Below are 19,344 nucleotides of genomic sequence, written 5' to 3' on the forward strand. Positions count from 1 at the left end.
TAAAAAACAAATGTCTGAAAAAATAAAATTTGCAGTTGTCGGTTGTGGGCATATTGGAAAAAGACACGCTGAAATGGTGTCAAGAAATCCTGAGTGTGAACTAGTCGCTTTAATAGACATAAAAGATAAATCACTTTTAGGAATTGAAGCTCATGATGTCCCTTTTTTTGCGTCATTAGATGATTTTTTAAATTCTGGAATTGAAGTAGATGTAGTCAATATTGCTTCTCCAAACGGATTTCATTTTGAGCAGGCCTATAAGGTAATAGACTCAGGAAAACATGTAGTGGTAGAAAAGCCAATGGCTCTTAATAAACAACATGCAGAAAAGCTTATTTTTCAGGCGTTACACAAACATAAGCAGGTTTTTGCTGTAATGCAGAACCGTTATTCACCTCCATCAGCATGGGTAAAGGAAATGGTAGAAAGCGGTAAGCTAGGTGAAATTTATATGGTCCAGCTAAATTGTTACTGGAACCGTGACGATAGGTATTATAAGCCTGAATCCTGGCATGGAAAACTAGAATCTGATGGAGGTACTTTGTTTACACAGTTCTCTCACTTTATAGATATTATGTATTGGTTATTTGGAGATATTACAAATATTCAAGCAAAATTTGCAGATTTTAATCATAAAAAACTTACAGATTTTGAAGATTCAGGTTTTGTGAGTTTTGATTTTGTGAATGGAGGGATGGGATCGTTAAATTATTCAACCTCTGTTTGGAACCAAAACCTTGAAAGTTCTATGACAATCATTGCAGAAAATGGAGCTGTGAAAATTGGAGGGCAGTATATGGATAAGGTAGAAGTTTGTAACGTAAAAGATTATATAATGCCAGAACTTCCGCCAACAAACCCAGGTAATGATTATGGAGCTTATAAAGGTTCTGCAGCTAATCATCATTACATTATTGAAAATGTAGTGGATGTAATAAAAGGAAGAAATTCTATTACGACTAATGCTTTAGAAGGTTTGAAAGTGGTGGATATTATTGAAAAAGTGTACGCATTGAAAAATACTCCCAAAGGTTAAGTTTTGAGAGACAAATTTAAAAATATAATTAATTCATCTAGCATCAGAAATTCTTTTTTGCTAATGATTGGAACAGGGATTAGTCAATTTATTCCTGTTCTTTTCAGTCCTTTATTGACGAGAATCTATTCTCCCTCCAACTTTGGAGACCTGGCAATTTTCATGGCCTTTTCTCTTATTATTGGTATGGGTGCCTCCGGCATGTATGAATATGCTATTGTTTTACCGGAAAATGATGAAGATGCACAAAATATTATAAAATTAATATCAGTACTATCTTTGTCAATTAGTCTGTTAACAGGGATTGTTTTTTATATTGTAAGTTGGTTTATAGAATTGGATTTTTTTTATTTTCTTTTGCCATTTTCGATATTTTTTACAGTTTGCTATAATGTTATATCCTATTGGTATAATAGGATGAAAAAGTACAAAACTTTAAACCTTATTAGAATCTTTCAATCTGTTCTAATTATCGGTGGAAGCTTTATTTTTTGTAATATCAAAAATGGATTGATCTATGGATATGTACTGGGAGGTCTATTTTGTTTTATTATATATGTATTTAATTTTTTTAAACACCTCCGCCAGATAAATTTTCAAAAAATAAAAAGTCTGGCTTTTGAATATAAAAAATTTCCTACTTTGATTTTGCCTTCCTCTTTAATGAATACAGTAAGCAGCTATGCACCTGTTTTTTTTATAAAAAGGTTTTATACATCAGCACAGTTGGGGTCTTTTTCTATGTCGAATAGAGTGCTTACTGCTCCGATATCTGTAATAAGCACTGCAATAGGACAAGTTTATTTTAAAAATTTATCCGATTATTATAATGAGAAAAAATATGATTTAATAAAGAAAACATTTTTACAAAGTACTTATGTACTCTGTATAATATCTGTTTTTATTTTTTTGCCTTTGTTCTTTTTTGGAGAAGACTTGGCTATAATCGTTTTTGGAAAAGCATGGAAGGAAGCAGGAGAATTTATTGAGATCATTGCTCTGGCATCTATGATGAAATTTATTGTATCTCCCTTGAGCACCATTCTAATTGTAAAGAAAGAACTAAATAAAGTAGCAAGATGGCAGACCATTTATTTCTTTACTTCAATGACGATTTTTATTATAGGTTGTTTTTTTTCAATAAAAACACTATTGTGGATTTATGTGATTCATGAAACAATATTGTATGCAATATATTATTACATCATGAAGAGTGTAATAAATAAAAACTAAAACATTTATGCACAGTACTGAAATCAATATAAAAAAAATAAAAAAAATATTCGCAATTGGTTATTGTGTGATTTTTTTGACTTTTTATTGTATTATTCCTGTTTTTTTTATGGGGGACTCAGTTGATGAAAATATTAGCGATACTTTAGCTGCTATTACACTTTTATCATTAGTTGGATTTCTAATTTCTTTTAACCTAGATTTTTTTCCAAACTATACGAAGAAATATTTAGTTATTAATGGTGATACTTTTAGTAAATACGTATTTGGAGCTTATGTATTGGTTGTATTACTCATTATGGTTACAGCTGGTGAATTGCCTATACTTGCATCATTACGAGGTGCTAGTCAAGAAGATCTTTTTGGCTTAAGGGAAGGCTTTTTGAAGGAGAGAAAGGGATTTGAAATTATTTTTGGATATTTAATTACCATTATTGATAGTACTTTTTTCCCTTTTGTTATTGTTAGAGCTTTTTTTTATAAAAGTAAATCTAGATATCTCTATCTGTTAGCATTTGTCTTATATTCCATTTCATTTTTGGAGAAAGGCTATTTTTTAAAAATTGCTATTCCGATTTTCATCTTTTTCTATTACAAATCAAAGAACAAAAAAACTTACTTATTGATAAGCGGAGGTTTTATTTTAGCCTTGATAACTTTGATGTTTGTTCTTTCAAAATTTGATGCCATTGCAGTAAGTCGTGATGAGCCATTTTTTAGTATATATCATATACCTAATACTATTTTTGAAGCTATTGTCTGGAGAATGGTTGCCGTTCCGGTTATTACTGCTTATCAGGGATTGGAATTATTTTTTTCCAGTCAGTTTAATGGAGAATATTTATATGGAGCAACCAGTAGCTTGCTTTCATCTATATTGGGGCTGGAGCGTGTAAATTTTGAACGAGCTCTGTATCAAAGCCAGTTTGGAGGAAGTGAAACAGGAAATGCAAACCAGTTTTATTTAATAGAAGCTTTTATCAATTATGGATTTATTGGTGTTTTTCTTTTTTCTTTTTTATTAGGCAAAATTGTTAAGGATATGATCAATACCAAGAACATAGTTGTAATATGTATTATTCCACTGCTATTTTATAATCTGTTTAGCTCCGGATTAATAGGAAATCTATTAAGTAATGGATATTTATTATTCTATTTAATGGTAAAGTACATAAGATTTAAATAATTCTATAAAAATCACAAATGGCAAAAATCTTATTAATATTATCTATTTTATTATCTGTAGAAAACATTTTCATTAAAGGCTATGAAGATGATACTAAGTATTTACAAACCTTACTTGATGGAAAAAGTGTAGTTGAATTTCCACTTAATAAAACCTTTAAAATTAAGGGAACTTTATATTTAAGAGATGGGCATAAATTAATAGGAAACCATATTACGATTATACAAACTCTAGCTGGGAAACCAATTTTTGATTGTGTAGGTAAGAAAAATATATCGATTTCTGGATTCAATTTGAGAGGATATGGAAATGATTATTCCCCAACCTCTTCCTCGTTGTCCGTTGGTATATATTGTTTTGGAGCCGAAAACATGATTATAAAAGAAAATAATTTTTATAACTTTTCTTATTCACCTGTTTCAGGACTAAGAAAAGTGAAAAATATATTATTTGAAAATAATTACTGTGAAGGTATTGGCTTAAATGACCCTAAATATTATCAAAAAGATGTCACTGGAATTACACTGGGTGGAGATGGTATTCGTATTATAAACAACAAGATTACGAATAGCTCACAGGGTATTATGATTGCTGAGGGAAGTAATAATATAGTTATAAAAGAAAATCAAATCTATAATTTGCCATTAGAGCATGGAATTTATGTAGATGCCTCATGTTCAGATATTATTATTGAAAATAATAAAATTACAAATGTTAAAGGTTCAGGTATAAAAATACAAAACAGAAACAAGAAAATTCCTGGAATTAGTAAAAATATATTAGTAAAAAACAATACTATTTCTGATACAGGAATAGGAGATGGTATACTTATCAATAACTCTGAAGGAAACGAAGTTTATGCAGAAGAAGTACTTATTACCGGCAATATTTTAAAAAACATTGGACAGGATGGAATTAATATTAGGTATTCAAAAGTAGCTAAGGTTTCTGAAAACCAGATTTTGAATGCGAAGAGATCCGGTATTTATCTGAAAGAAAATTATGATTTAACGGTATATAAAAATACCGTCCAGGATATACAGCAAAATGGAATTTTTGATGAAGGATCCGGCAGTAATATAAATATAGATAGTAATGTCATAACAAATGTAGGTTTAGAAGGGAATGATAAAAATGGTCTTAGTTCAGGTATTTTTGTACAGGGAGGAAGCAATAGGGAAATAGTAAACAATTATATAAAAGGTGATCCTAAGTACACCCAGTATTCTTTATATATTCCCGATGGAGATCAGAAAACAATCAGTATTAAAAATAATAAATTTATCGGAGCCAGAGATTTTGGAGCGAGATTTTCTGATAAGAAAGTCAAATTTAAAGAGTTTACAGGGAATCAGTTTGGTTCTAAGTTGAGTGGCTCGAAAACCTTTAATCAACCTTAAAATAATAGTGAAAAAAGATTAGGATATTTAAAAATGATATGAATTTTAAAAACTTCACAGATAGGTTAGGAAATATTAATTTTCTTTAATAGGTTCTTATGTGACAGTGAAAAAAATTCTAGGGAGATTCTATAAAGTAATCTGAAATTTAACATGCCTACCTAAACTGTATTTATCGAGTAAAGCTTAGGAAGGCTGATGCCAAAATGTTAAACTAATTCAACTGATTAATTATGAAAACAAAAAACTTTATTTTTTTATTAGGAATTCTGTTTTATACGAATTTATTTTCACAAACTGTAAGTGTAGACAACACTTATGGTGTTAATGGAAGATTAGAATACCCATTGGTTCAAAATAACGGAACCTATGAAAGCGAGAGCATTTATCAAACACAGCTTGCTCCGTATTTAGCTGTTAATAACACAGATTTTTCAGGTAGAGTCCTGGATAAAAACGTTGATAACGATGTGATAGGTTCTAATTTTAAAATAAAAAAATATGATGCAGAAGGAAAGCTGGAATTAACATATGGAAACAACGGTTATTCTGTAGCTACTTGTGACTGGTCTCTTAATGCTAATATTAGGAGTAAAACGCTATATAGCAATCACAATGGTGAAAACATTGTTGCTGGTCTAAATTATCCCAATAATCTTGATTCATATAGATTAGGTAAATTTTCATTGGATGGAAATACCTTCACTAGTCTTGGATATGCCAGTTTTTTAGGGCAATCCACATTTCAAGTTTTAGATATTAAAGTTCTTGCTGATAATTCTGTATTCATGTATTTAGGATTCCAGGATTTTAAATTTGGAATAGTCAAATTTAATTCTCAGGGCGTATTGGATACTTCATTTAATGGAAGTGGAATGAAAGTATATACTCAAAACAGACCAGGTGATTATACGTCCAGCGTAACAACTGATGGCAATAATAATTTTTATTTTACAACCTCCAATTATAATAAAGACGAAAGAATACATGATATTTTTATCAGAAAAATCAATGCAGATGGGTCGATAGATACTTCTTTTGGGACGAATGGAATATCGGTGCAGGCACCCGAGCCTAATAAAGGATTTACTCCTAAAAGCATTGGAATAACACAAGATAATAAAATTCTTGTGTTGGTAAAAGCGTACGGTCCGGCGAGGAATTTATTAATGAGATTGAATAGCAATGGTAGCTTAGATACCAGTTTTGGACAAAATGGATATAAAACCCTTACAGGTATTGAATACTTCAATAGTAGAAGTATGAAGATCATTAATAATAAAATTTATTTAGTTGGGGACAATAATAAAAATGGCACTTCTAATTATATGCCTATGATCGCTAAGTTGGATATCAATGGGAATTTGGATAGCTCCCTGAATGGTACCGGAATATTAACGCAAACAATCTATAGCAATTACGATGCAAATCTTAAAGATATTATGGTGCAGCCTATCACAAATAAACTCCTTGTTTTTGGTGAATCAAATACCCCAGGTGGAAAGCTTGCCAGATTTGTTTTTAGAGTAATAGATCAGGAATTTTTAGGGGTTGATGATAAGGTCAATAAAAAAGAAATTTTGAATATTTACCCAAATCCGGTAAAAGACGCTATCAGTTTTAATGAAAATACACTTGTTAAAACAAATGAAGTATATGGTATATATGATTTAACAGGTAAAGACGTGTTAAAGGGCAAGTTAGATGAATCTATGAAAATTAATGTTTCATACTTACAGAAAGGAGTTTATATCTTGAGAATTCAACAAGAGACCATTAAATTTATAAAAAATTAATTCATTTTAAATTTTATTATATTTCTAAATTAAGAGGGGTCAAAAATTTTTAAACAACGTTAAATAAATATTTAAATTGGGAACGAGAAAGTCATTGTTATTATTTGCAGATTATTTTGATGCAACCACAGCAACAAGAAGAGTTGTAAATGCTTTAAATGAAAATTTTGATCAGCTGGAATTTGTCTATTGGGCAAGGCTGGGACATGAGAGAGAAATAAATGAAGAGATTTTTAAGAACATTCCTAAAAAAGTATATAAGGAAACAGCACCACCCAGAAGTTTTGGCGTGCTTGTGCAATTTGTGAAATATCAGATGTGGTTATTTAAAACCTTATTAGAGAAAAAGCCTAGTTTAGTTATTGCATTTACCTTTTATACAATTTTTCCGGCATTATTTTACCGATTGTTTATCAATAGAAAATCTAAAGTGATATATGATCCTAGAGATTACGTAGCGGTTTCATATCGCGTAAATATTGTTATATCCTCTATTATTAGATTTTTAGATAATTTGTGTATGAAATTTTCAGATTTCGTTATTTTTCCGGATAAGCAATATTTCTCTCACTACGGAATGTTTAAGCTACCGAAAAATAAATACTTTGTTCTGCCGAATTCAGCTGAGGACGTATATAATCAGTTAGAAGATATTGATTTAGAAAAATTATATAACATTCCTGTTGAAAAACCTCTGATACCCATATTGGGTTATTTTTCAGAAACACGTGGTAAAGAATTACTATTCAGAGCGATTCAGGATGAAAATTTGTCAGAGTTTCATTTTGTTTTTGCAGGGGACTTAAGAGACGAAAGTGAAATTAGTTTTTTAAATTCTAAAAAGAATGTAACATTTTTACCCAAGGTGCCGTATCTTCACGCATTAAAAATAATTCAAAAGTCAATTGTTGTACCGCAGCTTTATGATCCTAAATTATTAAATAATGTTTATGCTTTCCCTACTAAATATTTTGATTGCTTAATGGTTGAAACTCCAATGATTGTTAGCTCAGGACAAAAAGACGTCTTAGAAGAAATAAAAAAGTATAATTTTGGGTTTGGTATAGAATATGATGATTATGACGGATTCGTGATGATATTAAAAAAACTTTTAAAAAATGAACTGGTGGTTGATAAAAAGAGTTTAAGAACTTTCTTTTTAAACACCTATAACTATAATTTATATAAGCAAAAATTAGCAGATATATACAAAGATATATATGACAGCATTCCCCAATAATTTTTGTATTAAAAAAACTTAAAATTAAAGAAGTTATAGAGATCTACATGGGAATTTTTAGTAGATAGAGTTCTGTAATAATTATTTAACTTTGCAATTAAAATTCATAAAATGAGTGAAAATAGAAATCCACAGGTTTGTGTAAACTGTATTATGGATACCACTGATGAAACAATTATATTTGACGATAAAGGGGTATGTGACTATTGTGGAAATTATTATAACAATATTTTGCCAAACTGGCATCCTAATGAACAGGGTGAGCAGGAAATTCAAAAAGTTATCGATAAAATAAAAGCCGAAGGTAAAGGAAAAGATTATGATTGTATCATAGGTATTTCCGGTGGTTTGGATAGCTCGTACTTAGTGTATCTGGCCGTAGCAAAATGGGGGTTGAGACCAATGCTTTACCATGTGGATGCAGGATGGAATTCAGATGTTTCTACCAATAATATTAAAAATCTTGTAGACGGTTTAGGTTTAGACCTATATACGGATGTTATCAATTGGGAAGAGATGAAAGATCTTCAGAGAGCTTTTATAAAATCTCAGGTTCCGGATATTGATACTCCTCAGGATTTGGTGTTCTTCTCATCACTTTATAACTACTGTGCGAAAAACGGAATTAAATATATCTTAACCGGAGGGAACTTCTCTACAGAATGTGTAAGAGAACCTCTTCATTGGGGAGCTTATTATCAAACCGATATGAAGTATGTAAATGACATTCATAAAAAGTTTGGTGAAAGAAAACTGAAGACTTTCCCAAGATGTGATATTTTTAAATATAAAATTCAATATAGATTGATCAATGGTGTCCGAGTGGTAAAACCTCTTGATCATACAAGATTTATCAAAAAAGAAGCTGAAGATCTTTTAGAAGAAAAGTTCGGATGGCAGAGATATCAGCACAAGCACCATGAATCAAGATTTACAAGATTCTACGAAGCATTCTGGTTACCAAGAAAATTTGGATTTGATAAAAGAAAAAATCACTTATCAAGTTTAGTTCTTACAGGTCAGCTGACAAGAGAAGCGGCTTTAGACAGAGTTTCAAGATCAGAGCTTCCTGAAGATGAATTAATGAAGGAATTTGAATATGTAGCTAAAAAACTTGACTTTACAGTGGATGAACTTTGGGGATATTTCAATGGTCCTAATAAAAGTTTCAAAGACTATAAAAATAATTATAAATTAATACAATTGGGAACTAAGGTTATGCAGTTGTTAGGTCTTGAAAAAAGAGCGTTTAAATAATATGGTTACAATTATCGATTATGGCGTTGGTAATATCAACGCTTTCCTGAATATATATAAACAGCTTAATATTCCGGCTACCACGGCAAAAACAGTTGAGGAACTGGATGGTGCAACAAAACTTATTCTTCCTGGAGTAGGACACTTTGATTATGCAATGCAGAGATTTACGGATTCCGGAATGAAAGAAAAAGTAAATGAGCTTGTTATTAATCAAAAAGTTCCAGTAGTGGGGGTATGCGTAGGTATGCAGATGATGGCAAAAGGAAGTGATGAAGGCAGTCTTCCCGGATTGGGGTGGATAGATGCGTACGTTCATAAATTTGATGCTTCACAGGTTTCTGCCAAACTGCCATTGCCACATATGGGGTGGAATGATATTGAGATTGTAAAAGACACCCCTCTACTTAAAGATTTGGAAGTAGATCCCAGATATTATTTTCTGCACAGTTATTACTTTAAGTGTAATGATCAGAATGACTCTATTGCAGAAACAAAATATGGAATAAATTTTACCAGTGCTGTCAATCATGATAACATTTTTGGAGCACAGTTCCACCCTGAAAAAAGCCACCATTTTGGAATCCAACTATTAAAGAACTTTGCTGAAAGATGTTAAGACCAAGAATTATACCCTGCCTTTTGGTTCATGATAAAGGATTGGTAAAAACCGAACATTTCAAAAATCCAAGATATTTGGGTGACCCGATGAATGCCGTTAGAATTTTTAATGAAAAGGAAGTCGATGAACTTATTATTTTAGATATAGACGCTACCGTAGAAGGAAGAGGTCCCGATTTTAAAATGATTGAGAATTGGGCTGAAGAATGCAGAATGCCTTTGTGTTATGGAGGAGGCGTAACAACTGTAGAACAGGCACAGAGAATTTTTTCCTTAGGTGTAGAAAAAATAGCTTTCAGCGCCGGAGCAATTAATAATCCTGATATTATCAGAGAAATATCCGAAAAAGTTGGAAGCCAGAGCGTTGTTGTGGTTTTGGATGTAAAAAAGAAATTATTTGGAGGATATGAGGTTTATACCCATAACGGAAAAAAAGCCACCGGAAAATCACCATTTGAATTAATTAAAAAGTTTGAACAGCTTGGGGCAGGCGAAATAGTAATTAATTCTATTGACAAAGACGGTGAAATGAAAGGGTATGATGTAAAACTTATAGAGGCCTCAAGAAATGAAACAACTTTACCGCTTACTGCAATAGGAGGAGCCGGTAAATTAGAAGATGTTGGTGAACTTATCAGTAAGTTTGGAATAATCGGAGCTGCGGCTGGAAGTTTATTTGTTTTTAAAGGAAAATTAAAGGCAGTGTTAATTAACTATCCTAATTTTATAGATAAAGAAAGTCTCATAAAAAAGTATTTTTAATTAATGTGCGGTATCGCTGGCTTAATATATAAAAATTCGACCATAGTATTAGAAGAGTCTCTAAAAAAAATGACAGATAAGATGTCACATAGAGGGCCTGATGCAGAAGGCTTATTTGTAAATCAAAATTTAGGACTTGGTCATAGAAGACTATCAATTATTGATGTCAGCGAATCGGCAAATCAGCCTTTTTTTTTAGATGACAAACATGTAATGGTTTTCAATGGGACTATTTACAACTATGTTGAAATTAGAGAAGAACTCATTCAACATGGCTACTTCTTTAAAACAACCTCAGATACCGAAGTTTTACTAGCATCTTATGACTTTTGGGGTGAAAAATGTGTAACGAGATTTAACGGAATGTGGTCTTTCGCCATTTTTGATTTTAAGAAAAATATATTATTTTGTTCAAGAGATCGATTTGGGATCAAGCCTTTCTATTATTATACAGATAAAGAAAAATTTATTTTTGCTTCTGAAATAAAACCGATACTTGAAATTGAAAAAGTTGAAAAAGCAAATCTTCAGGTACTCTTACAGTTTTTAGTTATTAATGTTTCAGACCAAACGAATGAAACTTTTTTTGAAAATATTTTTAAGTTGCCCGGTTCTCATAATCTTATTTATGATTTAGCTACCAATACATTTAATATTTACAGGTATTACGACATCCCTTACAAAGAAGAGATTTATAAGCTAAATTTGGAAGAATCAATAGATCTTTTTGAAAAAGAGTTTGAAAATTCAGTAAAGCTGAGACTTCGTTCAGATGTAAAGATTGGTTCTGCATTAAGCGGAGGACTCGATAGTTCTTACGTTGTATCAGTAGCTGCTAAAATTCTAAATAATTCAGATAATGATGAGAAATTTACTGCCATTACAGTAGGGTCCATAGATAATGATAATGATGAAAGTAGGCTAGCTAAGATTACTACAAGCACTTTAGGAGTTAATCATGACATTATAACACCGAAATCAGATGAATTCAAAGATACTTTTGAAGAAGTAATTTTCAAGCATGAAGAACCATTTGGAGGTATTTCAATTTATATGCAAAAGTTTTTAATGAAAGAGGCAAATAAATTAGGAATCAAAGTATTTCTTGGAGGGCAGGGTGCAGATGAAGTTTTGTTAGGCTATAGTAGATATACTGCTGCTTATTTAAGAAGTCATAATTTCTTTAATAAGGTGAAGTTTTTAAGAAATGTAAGAAGTCATTATAATATATCTATTGGTGAAGGTATCGCTACCTATTTTTATTTTTCCAATTTTTTCGTAAAAAAAGCACGTTTTAAAACAAGAGGAAGAATTTTAAAAAATAAGTACTTTAGTACAATCGATTTTTCAAAATCTAAAGACCTTACAAAATCATATAAAAATATATTTGAACTTCAAAAAAACGAAATCTTTTGGTGTCAATTGCCTGAACTTTTAAAATGGGAAGATAAAAACTCTATGGCTTATTCGATAGAATCAAGGCTGCCCTTTTTAGACTATAACCTTATTGAAACATGTCTTTCTATTAATAATAACTACAAAATAAGAGAAGGCTGGTCTAAATATATCCTTAGAAAAAATTTAGAGAAATTTTTGCCGGATGAAATTACATACAACAAAAGAAAGATTGGTTTTGAACCTCCAGTCAAATATTGGTGGCCAAGATCTGAACAAATTTTAGAAGTTATTAATAACTCTAAAATTATAAAGGAAATTTCAAAAAAGAAATTTAATTTTATAGCAGATAGAGATTTGGAATGGAGACTTTATAACATTGCAGTCTGGGAAAGACTCTATAATATGAAAATAGAATAATAAAAACGCATATGCAGATTAAAGATAAAATACTTCTTATTACAGGAGGAACCGGTTCATTTGGAACTGCAGTCTTGAGAAAATTTATAAATACAGATTATTTTAAAGAAATCCGTATTTTTTCCAGGGATGAGAAAAAGCAGGATGATATGAGAAATCAATTTAAGAATGATAAATTGAAATTTTATATCGGTGATGTAAGAGATTATAAAAGCGTGGAACCTGCGACAAGAGGTGTAGATTATATTTTTCATGCAGCAGCATTGAAACAGGTGCCTTCTTGTGAGTTTTTCCCGATGCAGGCTGTAAAAACCAATGTTGAGGGAACACAGAATGTTATCGATGCAGCAGCTAGTAATAAGGTTAAAAAAGTAATTTGCTTAAGTACAGATAAAGCAGCTTATCCTATCAATGCAATGGGGATTTCTAAAGCTATGATGGAAAAAGTAGCGGTAGCTGCCTCCAGAAATTTAGAGGAAACGGTTGTTTGTCTTACCAGATATGGGAATGTAATGGCCTCAAGAGGATCCGTTATACCATTATTTATAAAACAAATCAAAAACGGAGGTGAAATTACAATCACAGATCCTAATATGACCAGATTTTTAATGTCATTGGAAGAAGCTGTCGATTTAGTATTATTTGCATTTGAACATGGAAATCCCGGAGATTTGTTTGTTAATAAAGCGCCCGCAGGTACCATAGGTGATCTGGCTCAGGCGTTAAAGGAAATGTTTAAAGCAGACAATCCTATAAAAATTATTGGAACCAGACACGGAGAAAAGTTATATGAGACTTTGTGTACCCGTGAAGAAATGATCAAAGCCGAGGATATGGGCAATTTCTACAGAATTCCTGCTGATAACAGAGACCTTAATTATGCCCAGTATTTTTCTGAAGGAGTAGAAGATATATCTAAAATAGAAGATTACCACTCTCATAATACACAACAACAGGATGTAGAAGGAATGAAAAATCTTTTATTGAAGCTTCCGCTAATAAGAAAAGAGGTTTTAGGAGAAGATATATTACAATATCCAGATTAAAAATAAATATGGCAATTCCGGAAATTTTTGAAGGTGGAAAGTATTCTGATGAAAGAGGGAACCTTATTTTTAATAATAATTTCAATGCTTCTGAAATTAAAAGGATGTACTGTATAGAAAATGCAGATACAGAATTTATACGAGGTTGGACCGGTCATAAAATTGAGCAACGTTGGTTTTCAGTACTTCAAGGAAGTTTCGTGATCAGGCTGATCAAAATCGATAACTGGGAAAAGCCATCAAGAGTATCAAATGTTTTGACGTTTGATATTGATTCAGAAAAATTAAATGTTCTCCATGTACCCAAAGGATATGTAAGTGCTATCCAGGCAGGAGAAAAAGGTTCAAAACTATTAGTAATGGCAGATTATTCTTTAGGAGAAATAGATGATGATTTTCGTTTTCCTTTAGATTATTTTGAAAATTTATAAGATGAAAAGAATAGGAATTACAGGACAGAATGGGTTTGTAGGCTCACATTTATACAATACCTTAGGTTTAAAACCTGATGAATTTGAAAGAATTGATTTTGAAAGACATTTTTTTGAAGATTCCGAGAAACTGGATAACTTTGTAAAACACTGTGATGTCATTGTGCATCTGGCAGCTATGAACCGGCATCCTGATCCTGAAGTAATTTTTAATAACAATATTGAGCTAGTGAAAACTTTAATAGGTTCACTGGAAAGAACAGAGTCCAAAGCACATATACTATTTTCATCATCTTCTCAGGAAGAGAAAGATAACTTGTACGGAAGATCTAAAAAAGAAGGAAGAGCACTTTTTGCAGAATGGGCCGGGAAATCCGGAGGTCATTTCACCGGATTAATTATACCTAATGTTTTTGGACCGTTTGGAAAGCCTAATTATAACTCCTTTATTGCCACGTTTTGTCATAAACTTACTCATGGTGAAACCCCTGTTATTGATAATGATGGCGAAGTAAAACTTATTTATGTTGGAGAATTGGTTCAGGAAATTATTGAGAAAATCAAAACTGCTGAAACGAACAATTTATATGAAGTTCCACATACTTCAGAAAACAAAGTGTCAGAAGTTTTAGGTAAACTGGAGAAATATAGAGTCTTATATTTTGAAAATGGAGAAATCCCTGAACTGACAACAAAGTTTGATTTAAATCTTTTCAATACTTTCCGTTGTTATTTTGAGATTAAAGATCATTATCCCGTAAAGTTTACCCAACATATAGATCCAAGAGGTGCTTTTGTTGAAGTAATCAGACTGGGCATTGGTGGGCAGTGTTCATTTTCCACAACAGTTCCGGGAATTACACGTGGAAATCATTTTCATACCAGAAAAATAGAGAGATTTGCTGTAATAAAAGGAAAGGCATTAATACAGCTCAGAAAAATTGATACACATGAAGTATTGGATTTTTATTTGGATGGAAATGAGCCGGCTTATGTAGATATGCCAATCTGGTATACCCATAATATAAAGAATATTGGAGAAGAAGAATTGTATACCATTTTCTGGATCAACGAACCGTTTAATGCTGAAGATTCTGATACTTACTTTTTGGAAGTTTAAATATGGAGCTAATAAAAAAGAATACTATAGATTTCTTTTTCGTTTTCCTGATCACTTTTGGATATATATTTTTTTATTCATTTGCTATTCCATTCAATACATCTAACCATTATTTTATTGTTCCTTTTCGTATTATTACATTTTGTACGGCTACATATATTATATATAAAAATTTTGAAAATGTAAAAAAAAGGAGATCAACAATATTTTTTATTTGTCTTTTTTGGCTTCTTTATTTATGTAAAACCTTTTATAGTTTTAATCATTATACTTTTTCTACTGGAGCAAAGAGCCAGGAACATGAGATTTATATAAGGATAATCTGTCTGAATATGATTCCTTTTGTTGCTCTTATCAGTATCGATTTTTCAAAAGGAATGATCGGAAAGCTGACCAGTCTAACTTTTAATTTTTTATTAATTATATTGGGATGTAGTTGTTTATATGTTATTTTGATAAGCCACATCTTTGCCAGATCAGCCGGAATATTTGTTAGCTATTATATCAATACCGGACACTATGGACTTTCATTGATTATCTTATCAGTATTTTATTATTTCATATCACCTCAAAAGAAACTGAAATCGATTCTTGGAGTAGGATTGGGTTTATTTACCATATTGATTTCCTCTGCAAGAAGTCCTATTTTAGCAGCTGCCGTACTTGTCATGATAATGTTCTTTTACATCAATAAGCTGAAGTATTGGCTGGCATTATTATCCTTTGTAATCATTTTTATAATAAGCATCTATTATCTGAGACATAGTCTTCTTTCTACCGAATATATTGTAAGAATTTACGATGCAATTTTTGAAGGTAATGCATATGGAAGATCACAATATTTATCAAAAGGATGGGACATTTTTAAAAGTAATCCATTATTTGGAGGAGCTACTTTATTTGAAGACGGAATGTATCCGCACAATATTTTTGTAGAGGTCTTGATGAGTATGGGAATAATTGGCTTGATCTCATTTGGGTTATATTTTAAAGATCTTGGGAAATTTAAACTAAGATATATTAAAGAAAATATCTATTATTTACCTTACTTTTTATTTTTCGCTCAGTATCTGGTTCTTGTTCAAACTTCTTACTGTATCTTTGCCAATATTGAATTTTGGTGCTTTTCAGCAGTAATTATATCTATAATTTTATTTTGTTATGATGAAAAAATTAAAAGTGATGACAGTCGTGGGTACGCGACCGGAGATCATTAGATTATCAAGAGTATTATCAGCTTTGGATGCCTCTGAGGCTATAGAACATATTATTGTTCACACAGGACAAAACTACGATTATGAACTCAATCAGATCTTCTTTGAAGATTTAGGTTTGCGTAAACCTGATTACTTTCTGGAAGCAGCAGGAAAAACAGCCACCGAAACAGTTGGAAATATCTTAATAAAAATTGATCCTGTTCTTGAAGAGCTTCAGCCCGATGCCTTTTTAGTCTTAGGAGATACCAATTCTTGTCTGTGTGCAATTCCGGCAAAGAAAAGACAGATTCCTATTTTTCACATGGAAGCTGGAAACAGATGTTTTGATCAAAGAGTTCCGGAAGAAACCAATAGGAAAATTGTTGATCATACTTCAGATGTCAATTTAACATATTCCGATATTGCAAGGGAATATTTGTTAAGAGAAGGTCTTCCTGCCGATAGAATCATCAAAACTGGATCACCTATGTTTGAGGTTTTAAATCATTATTTACCTGAAATCGAAAGTTCTGATGTATTAAAAAGATTAAACCTGGAGGAAGGGAAATACTTTGTAGTATCATCGCATAGAGAAGAAAATATTAATTCAGAAAAGAATTTTAAGGGATTAATAGAGAGTCTTAACGCCATTGCTGAAAAATTTGGATATCCTATCATTGTTTCTACACACCCTAGAACAAGAAATATGATTGATAAGATGAAGGTATCAGTAAGACCAGAAGTTCAGTTTTTAAAGCCATTGGGTTTTCACGATTATAATGCGCTTCAGATGAGGAGTTATGCTGTATTGTCCGATTCTGGAACCATTTCAGAAGAATCATCTATTCTTAACTTCAGAGCTCTTAATATCAGAGATGCCCATGAGAGACCTGAAGCCATGGAAGAAGCATCGGTAATGATGGTAGGTCTTTCTCCGGAAAGAATTTTGCAGGGACTTACGCAACTTCAACAGCAGAAAACAGGTGAAGAAAGAAATTACAGACCTGTGTCTGATTATTCTATGCCCAATGTATCTGAGAAAATGGTGCGTATCATTCTGAGTTATACCGATTACATAAACAGAGTAGTTTGGAGCAAAAAGTAATGAAAAATCTTTGGATCGCAACTGAACTTTTTTATCCCGAGGAAACCTCGACTTCTTTTATTCTGACCAAAATAGCAAATAAGCTGTCAGGGAAATATAATGTAAAAGTGGTTTGCGGAGATCCTGTATATGATAAGCACAAGAAAAGTGAAAATTTCACTCTTAATTCTAATGTTTTTGTTCATAGAATAAAAGGTTTCGGAGGGAATAAAAATAGTCTGGTGAGCAGATCACTCAGATTTATTCTTCTAAGTCTTTCGATCTTCTTCTATCTTTGGAAAAACGTTAAGAAAGGGGAGAAAGTTTTTATTGTAACCAATCCGGCTCCTTTGATTTTGCTTATCTCAATACTTAAAAGATTCAAAAAAATTGAATTAATAATTTTAGTACATGATGTTTTTCCGGAAAATACAATTCCGGCAGGAATCATAAAATCCGAAAAATCATTTATCTACAAAATGCTAAGAAGCATTTTTGATAAAGCTTATTCAAACGCTGATCAACTCATCACATTGGGTAGAGACATGCAGAAAGTTATTGAGACCAAGATTCAAAGATACAATCATAAAGCAAAAATTGAGATCATTGAAAACTGGGGGGATGTGCAAAATATTTATCCGCTCTCAAAACAACATGCTTTTAAAAATGACTCTTCCATACAGGATAAGATCATTTTTCAGTATGCAGGAAATATAGGTAGAGTCCAGGGTTTACTGGAATTATTAGAGATTATCAAAGAAGTAAATAACAGTAAACTTGCTTTTTATTTTGTAGGGGAAGGAGCTGTAAAGCAGAAGATGATTGAATATGCAGAAGATAATCAGTTGCAAAATGTTTATTTTGACGGAGCTTATTCGAGAGAAGACCAGCTTTCAGTATTAAATAAAGCAGATGTAGCATTTGTAAGTTTAGCCCCTAAAATGTTTGGACTTGGGGTTCCATCGAAAACATATAATATCTTAGCTGCGGGAAAACCTATTTTATATATTGGTGAACAAAACAGTGAAATTGATTTGCTTGTGAAAAAAGAAAATATAGGATATTCATTTCAGCATTTCGAACATCAACAGCTTCTGGATTTTTTTAATTCTTTTGATGAAAAATCGATCTTAGATTTAGAATTGAAAAAAGAAAAAGCTCGAGAAGTAGCTAAAGAAAAATTTTCAGAAAGTATCATATTGAACAAATTTTATAATATTATTTAAATGAAAGTGCTATTCACAGGGGCTAACGGTTTTTTAGGGAAAAATGTAATTCCTTTACTTAGAGAAAAAAAATTCCAAGTAAAAACTTTTGGTACCAGTAACGCAGATTATATTTATAATATAACAAATACGATCGTTCCATTTGAAGAAACGTTCGATATCATTTTCCACGCTGCTGGCAAAGCACATTCTATTCCTCAAAATAAAGAAGAAGAGAATCTCTTTTATACTGTAAATTTTGAAGGGACAAAGAATCTTTGTAAAGCTTTGGAGAAAAATATTCCTGAATATTTTATTTTTATCAGCACAGTTGCTGTATATGGAAAAGATTTTGGGGATGATATAACTGAAAATACAGCTTTAGGAGGTTATACCCCATACGCAAAAAGTAAAATTTTGGCTGAAAAATTTCTTACCGATTGGTGCAAGGCTAATAATGTAAAATTATTTATTTTAAGACCGTCACTGATTGCTGGTCCAAATCCACCCGGTAATTTGGGAGATATGATCAATGCTGTAAAAAAAGGGAAGTATTTTAATATTGCAGGGGGAGAAGCAAGGAAGAGCATATTTTGGGTAGAAGATTTTGCAGATCTGACAGCTAAAGTTATTGGTAAAAATAGCGGGATCTATAATGTCTGTGATAGTGACAATCCTAGTTTTAAAGAGATATCAGATAAAATTTCAAATATTTTAAATAAAAAATCATCGGCAAGTATCCCCTATTTTGTTGCTATATCATTGGCAAAAGTAGGCGATTTACTCGGGAATAAAGCCCCTATTAATTCTTTAAGATTAAGAAAGATTACAGATTCTCTTACTTTTTCTAACGAAAAGATGAAAAGAGAATTAGATTTTAATCCTTCCAATGTAATGGAAAAATTTCAAATATAAT

17 protein-coding genes are annotated in these 19,344 nt (G+C 31.5%); all 17 read left to right on the plus strand.

Going from position 1 to position 19,344, the window contains the following annotated elements:
• Positions 1-10 precede the first annotated feature (10 nt).
• The 17 genes from HHL23_RS11725 to HHL23_RS11805 all read left to right on the plus strand — a co-directional run bounded on the left by HHL23_RS11725 (position 11) and on the right by HHL23_RS11805 (position 19,343).
• On the plus strand, positions 11-1,036 hold the full coding sequence (locus HHL23_RS11725; RefSeq protein WP_169234989.1) for a Gfo/Idh/MocA family protein: 1,026 nt from the start codon (positions 11-13) through the stop codon (positions 1,034-1,036).
• Between the two features lie 3 nt (positions 1,037-1,039).
• Positions 1,040-2,269, plus strand: coding sequence for an oligosaccharide flippase family protein (locus tag HHL23_RS11730; RefSeq protein WP_262889241.1), 1,230 nt, complete (start codon positions 1,040-1,042; stop codon positions 2,267-2,269).
• A 7-nt stretch (positions 2,270-2,276) separates the two neighbouring features.
• Positions 2,277-3,455, plus strand: a complete 1,179-nt coding sequence (locus HHL23_RS11735) for an O-antigen polymerase (RefSeq protein ID WP_169234991.1) — start codon at positions 2,277-2,279, stop codon at positions 3,453-3,455.
• Between the two features lie 17 nt (positions 3,456-3,472).
• Positions 3,473-4,855: a right-handed parallel beta-helix repeat-containing protein gene (locus tag HHL23_RS11740; protein ID WP_169234992.1), complete on the plus strand. Its 1,383-nt coding sequence runs from the start codon at positions 3,473-3,475 to the stop codon at positions 4,853-4,855.
• A 233-nt stretch (positions 4,856-5,088) separates the two neighbouring features.
• Complete coding sequence (locus HHL23_RS11745; RefSeq protein WP_169234993.1) at positions 5,089-6,651, plus strand: T9SS type A sorting domain-containing protein; 1,563 nt, start codon at positions 5,089-5,091, stop codon at positions 6,649-6,651.
• Positions 6,652-6,727: 76 nt separating this feature from the next.
• Positions 6,728-7,891, plus strand: coding sequence for a glycosyltransferase (locus HHL23_RS11750; RefSeq protein WP_169234994.1), 1,164 nt, complete (start codon positions 6,728-6,730; stop codon positions 7,889-7,891).
• Positions 7,892-8,002: 111 nt separating this feature from the next.
• The gene (locus HHL23_RS11755) at positions 8,003-9,148 is read left to right on the plus strand and encodes an N-acetyl sugar amidotransferase (protein ID WP_169234995.1); all 1,146 of its coding nucleotides are present in this window, start codon (positions 8,003-8,005) and stop codon (positions 9,146-9,148) included.
• 1 nt (position 9,149) lies between these two features.
• Positions 9,150-9,767, plus strand: a complete 618-nt coding sequence (gene hisH / locus HHL23_RS11760) for an imidazole glycerol phosphate synthase subunit HisH (RefSeq protein ID WP_169234996.1) — start codon at positions 9,150-9,152, stop codon at positions 9,765-9,767.
• Positions 9,761-10,531, plus strand: coding sequence for an AglZ/HisF2 family acetamidino modification protein (locus HHL23_RS11765; RefSeq protein WP_169234997.1), 771 nt, complete (start codon positions 9,761-9,763; stop codon positions 10,529-10,531). Before hisH ends, HHL23_RS11765 begins: the two co-directional genes overlap by 7 nt.
• Positions 10,532-10,534: 3 nt before the next feature.
• Positions 10,535-12,346, plus strand: coding sequence for an asparagine synthase (glutamine-hydrolyzing) (gene asnB / locus HHL23_RS11770; protein ID WP_169234998.1), 1,812 nt, complete (start codon positions 10,535-10,537; stop codon positions 12,344-12,346).
• 11 nt (positions 12,347-12,357) lie between these two features.
• Positions 12,358-13,392 (plus strand): polysaccharide biosynthesis protein, encoded by a 1,035-nt coding sequence (locus HHL23_RS11775; RefSeq protein ID WP_169234999.1) that lies wholly within the window; start codon positions 12,358-12,360, stop codon positions 13,390-13,392.
• Between the two features lie 8 nt (positions 13,393-13,400).
• Positions 13,401-13,823 (plus strand): WxcM-like domain-containing protein, encoded by a 423-nt coding sequence (locus HHL23_RS11780; protein WP_169235000.1) that lies wholly within the window; start codon positions 13,401-13,403, stop codon positions 13,821-13,823.
• A 1-nt stretch (position 13,824) separates the two neighbouring features.
• The gene (locus HHL23_RS11785; protein ID WP_169235001.1) at positions 13,825-14,943 is read left to right on the plus strand and encodes a polysaccharide biosynthesis C-terminal domain-containing protein; all 1,119 of its coding nucleotides are present in this window, start codon (positions 13,825-13,827) and stop codon (positions 14,941-14,943) included.
• Between the two features lie 332 nt (positions 14,944-15,275).
• Positions 15,276-16,160 carry an O-antigen ligase family protein gene (locus HHL23_RS11790; protein ID WP_169235002.1) on the plus strand — a complete coding sequence of 295 codons (885 nt, stop codon included), beginning with the start codon at positions 15,276-15,278 and terminating at the stop codon, positions 16,158-16,160.
• Entirely contained in the window at positions 16,108-17,244 is a 1,137-nt protein-coding gene (gene wecB / locus HHL23_RS11795) for a non-hydrolyzing UDP-N-acetylglucosamine 2-epimerase (protein WP_169235040.1), read from the plus strand. Before HHL23_RS11790 ends, wecB begins: the two co-directional genes overlap by 53 nt.
• Positions 17,244-18,449, plus strand: coding sequence for a glycosyltransferase family 4 protein (locus HHL23_RS11800; protein ID WP_169235003.1), 1,206 nt, complete (start codon positions 17,244-17,246; stop codon positions 18,447-18,449). The genes wecB and HHL23_RS11800 overlap by 1 nt, the downstream gene beginning before the upstream one ends.
• On the plus strand, positions 18,450-19,343 hold the full coding sequence (locus HHL23_RS11805; RefSeq protein ID WP_169235004.1) for an NAD-dependent epimerase/dehydratase family protein: 894 nt from the start codon (positions 18,450-18,452) through the stop codon (positions 19,341-19,343).
• Position 19,344 lies beyond the last annotated feature (1 nt).

It is taken from the genome of Chryseobacterium antibioticum (genome assembly GCF_012927325.1).
GTDB lineage: Bacteria > Bacteroidota > Bacteroidia > Flavobacteriales > Weeksellaceae > Chryseobacterium > Chryseobacterium antibioticum.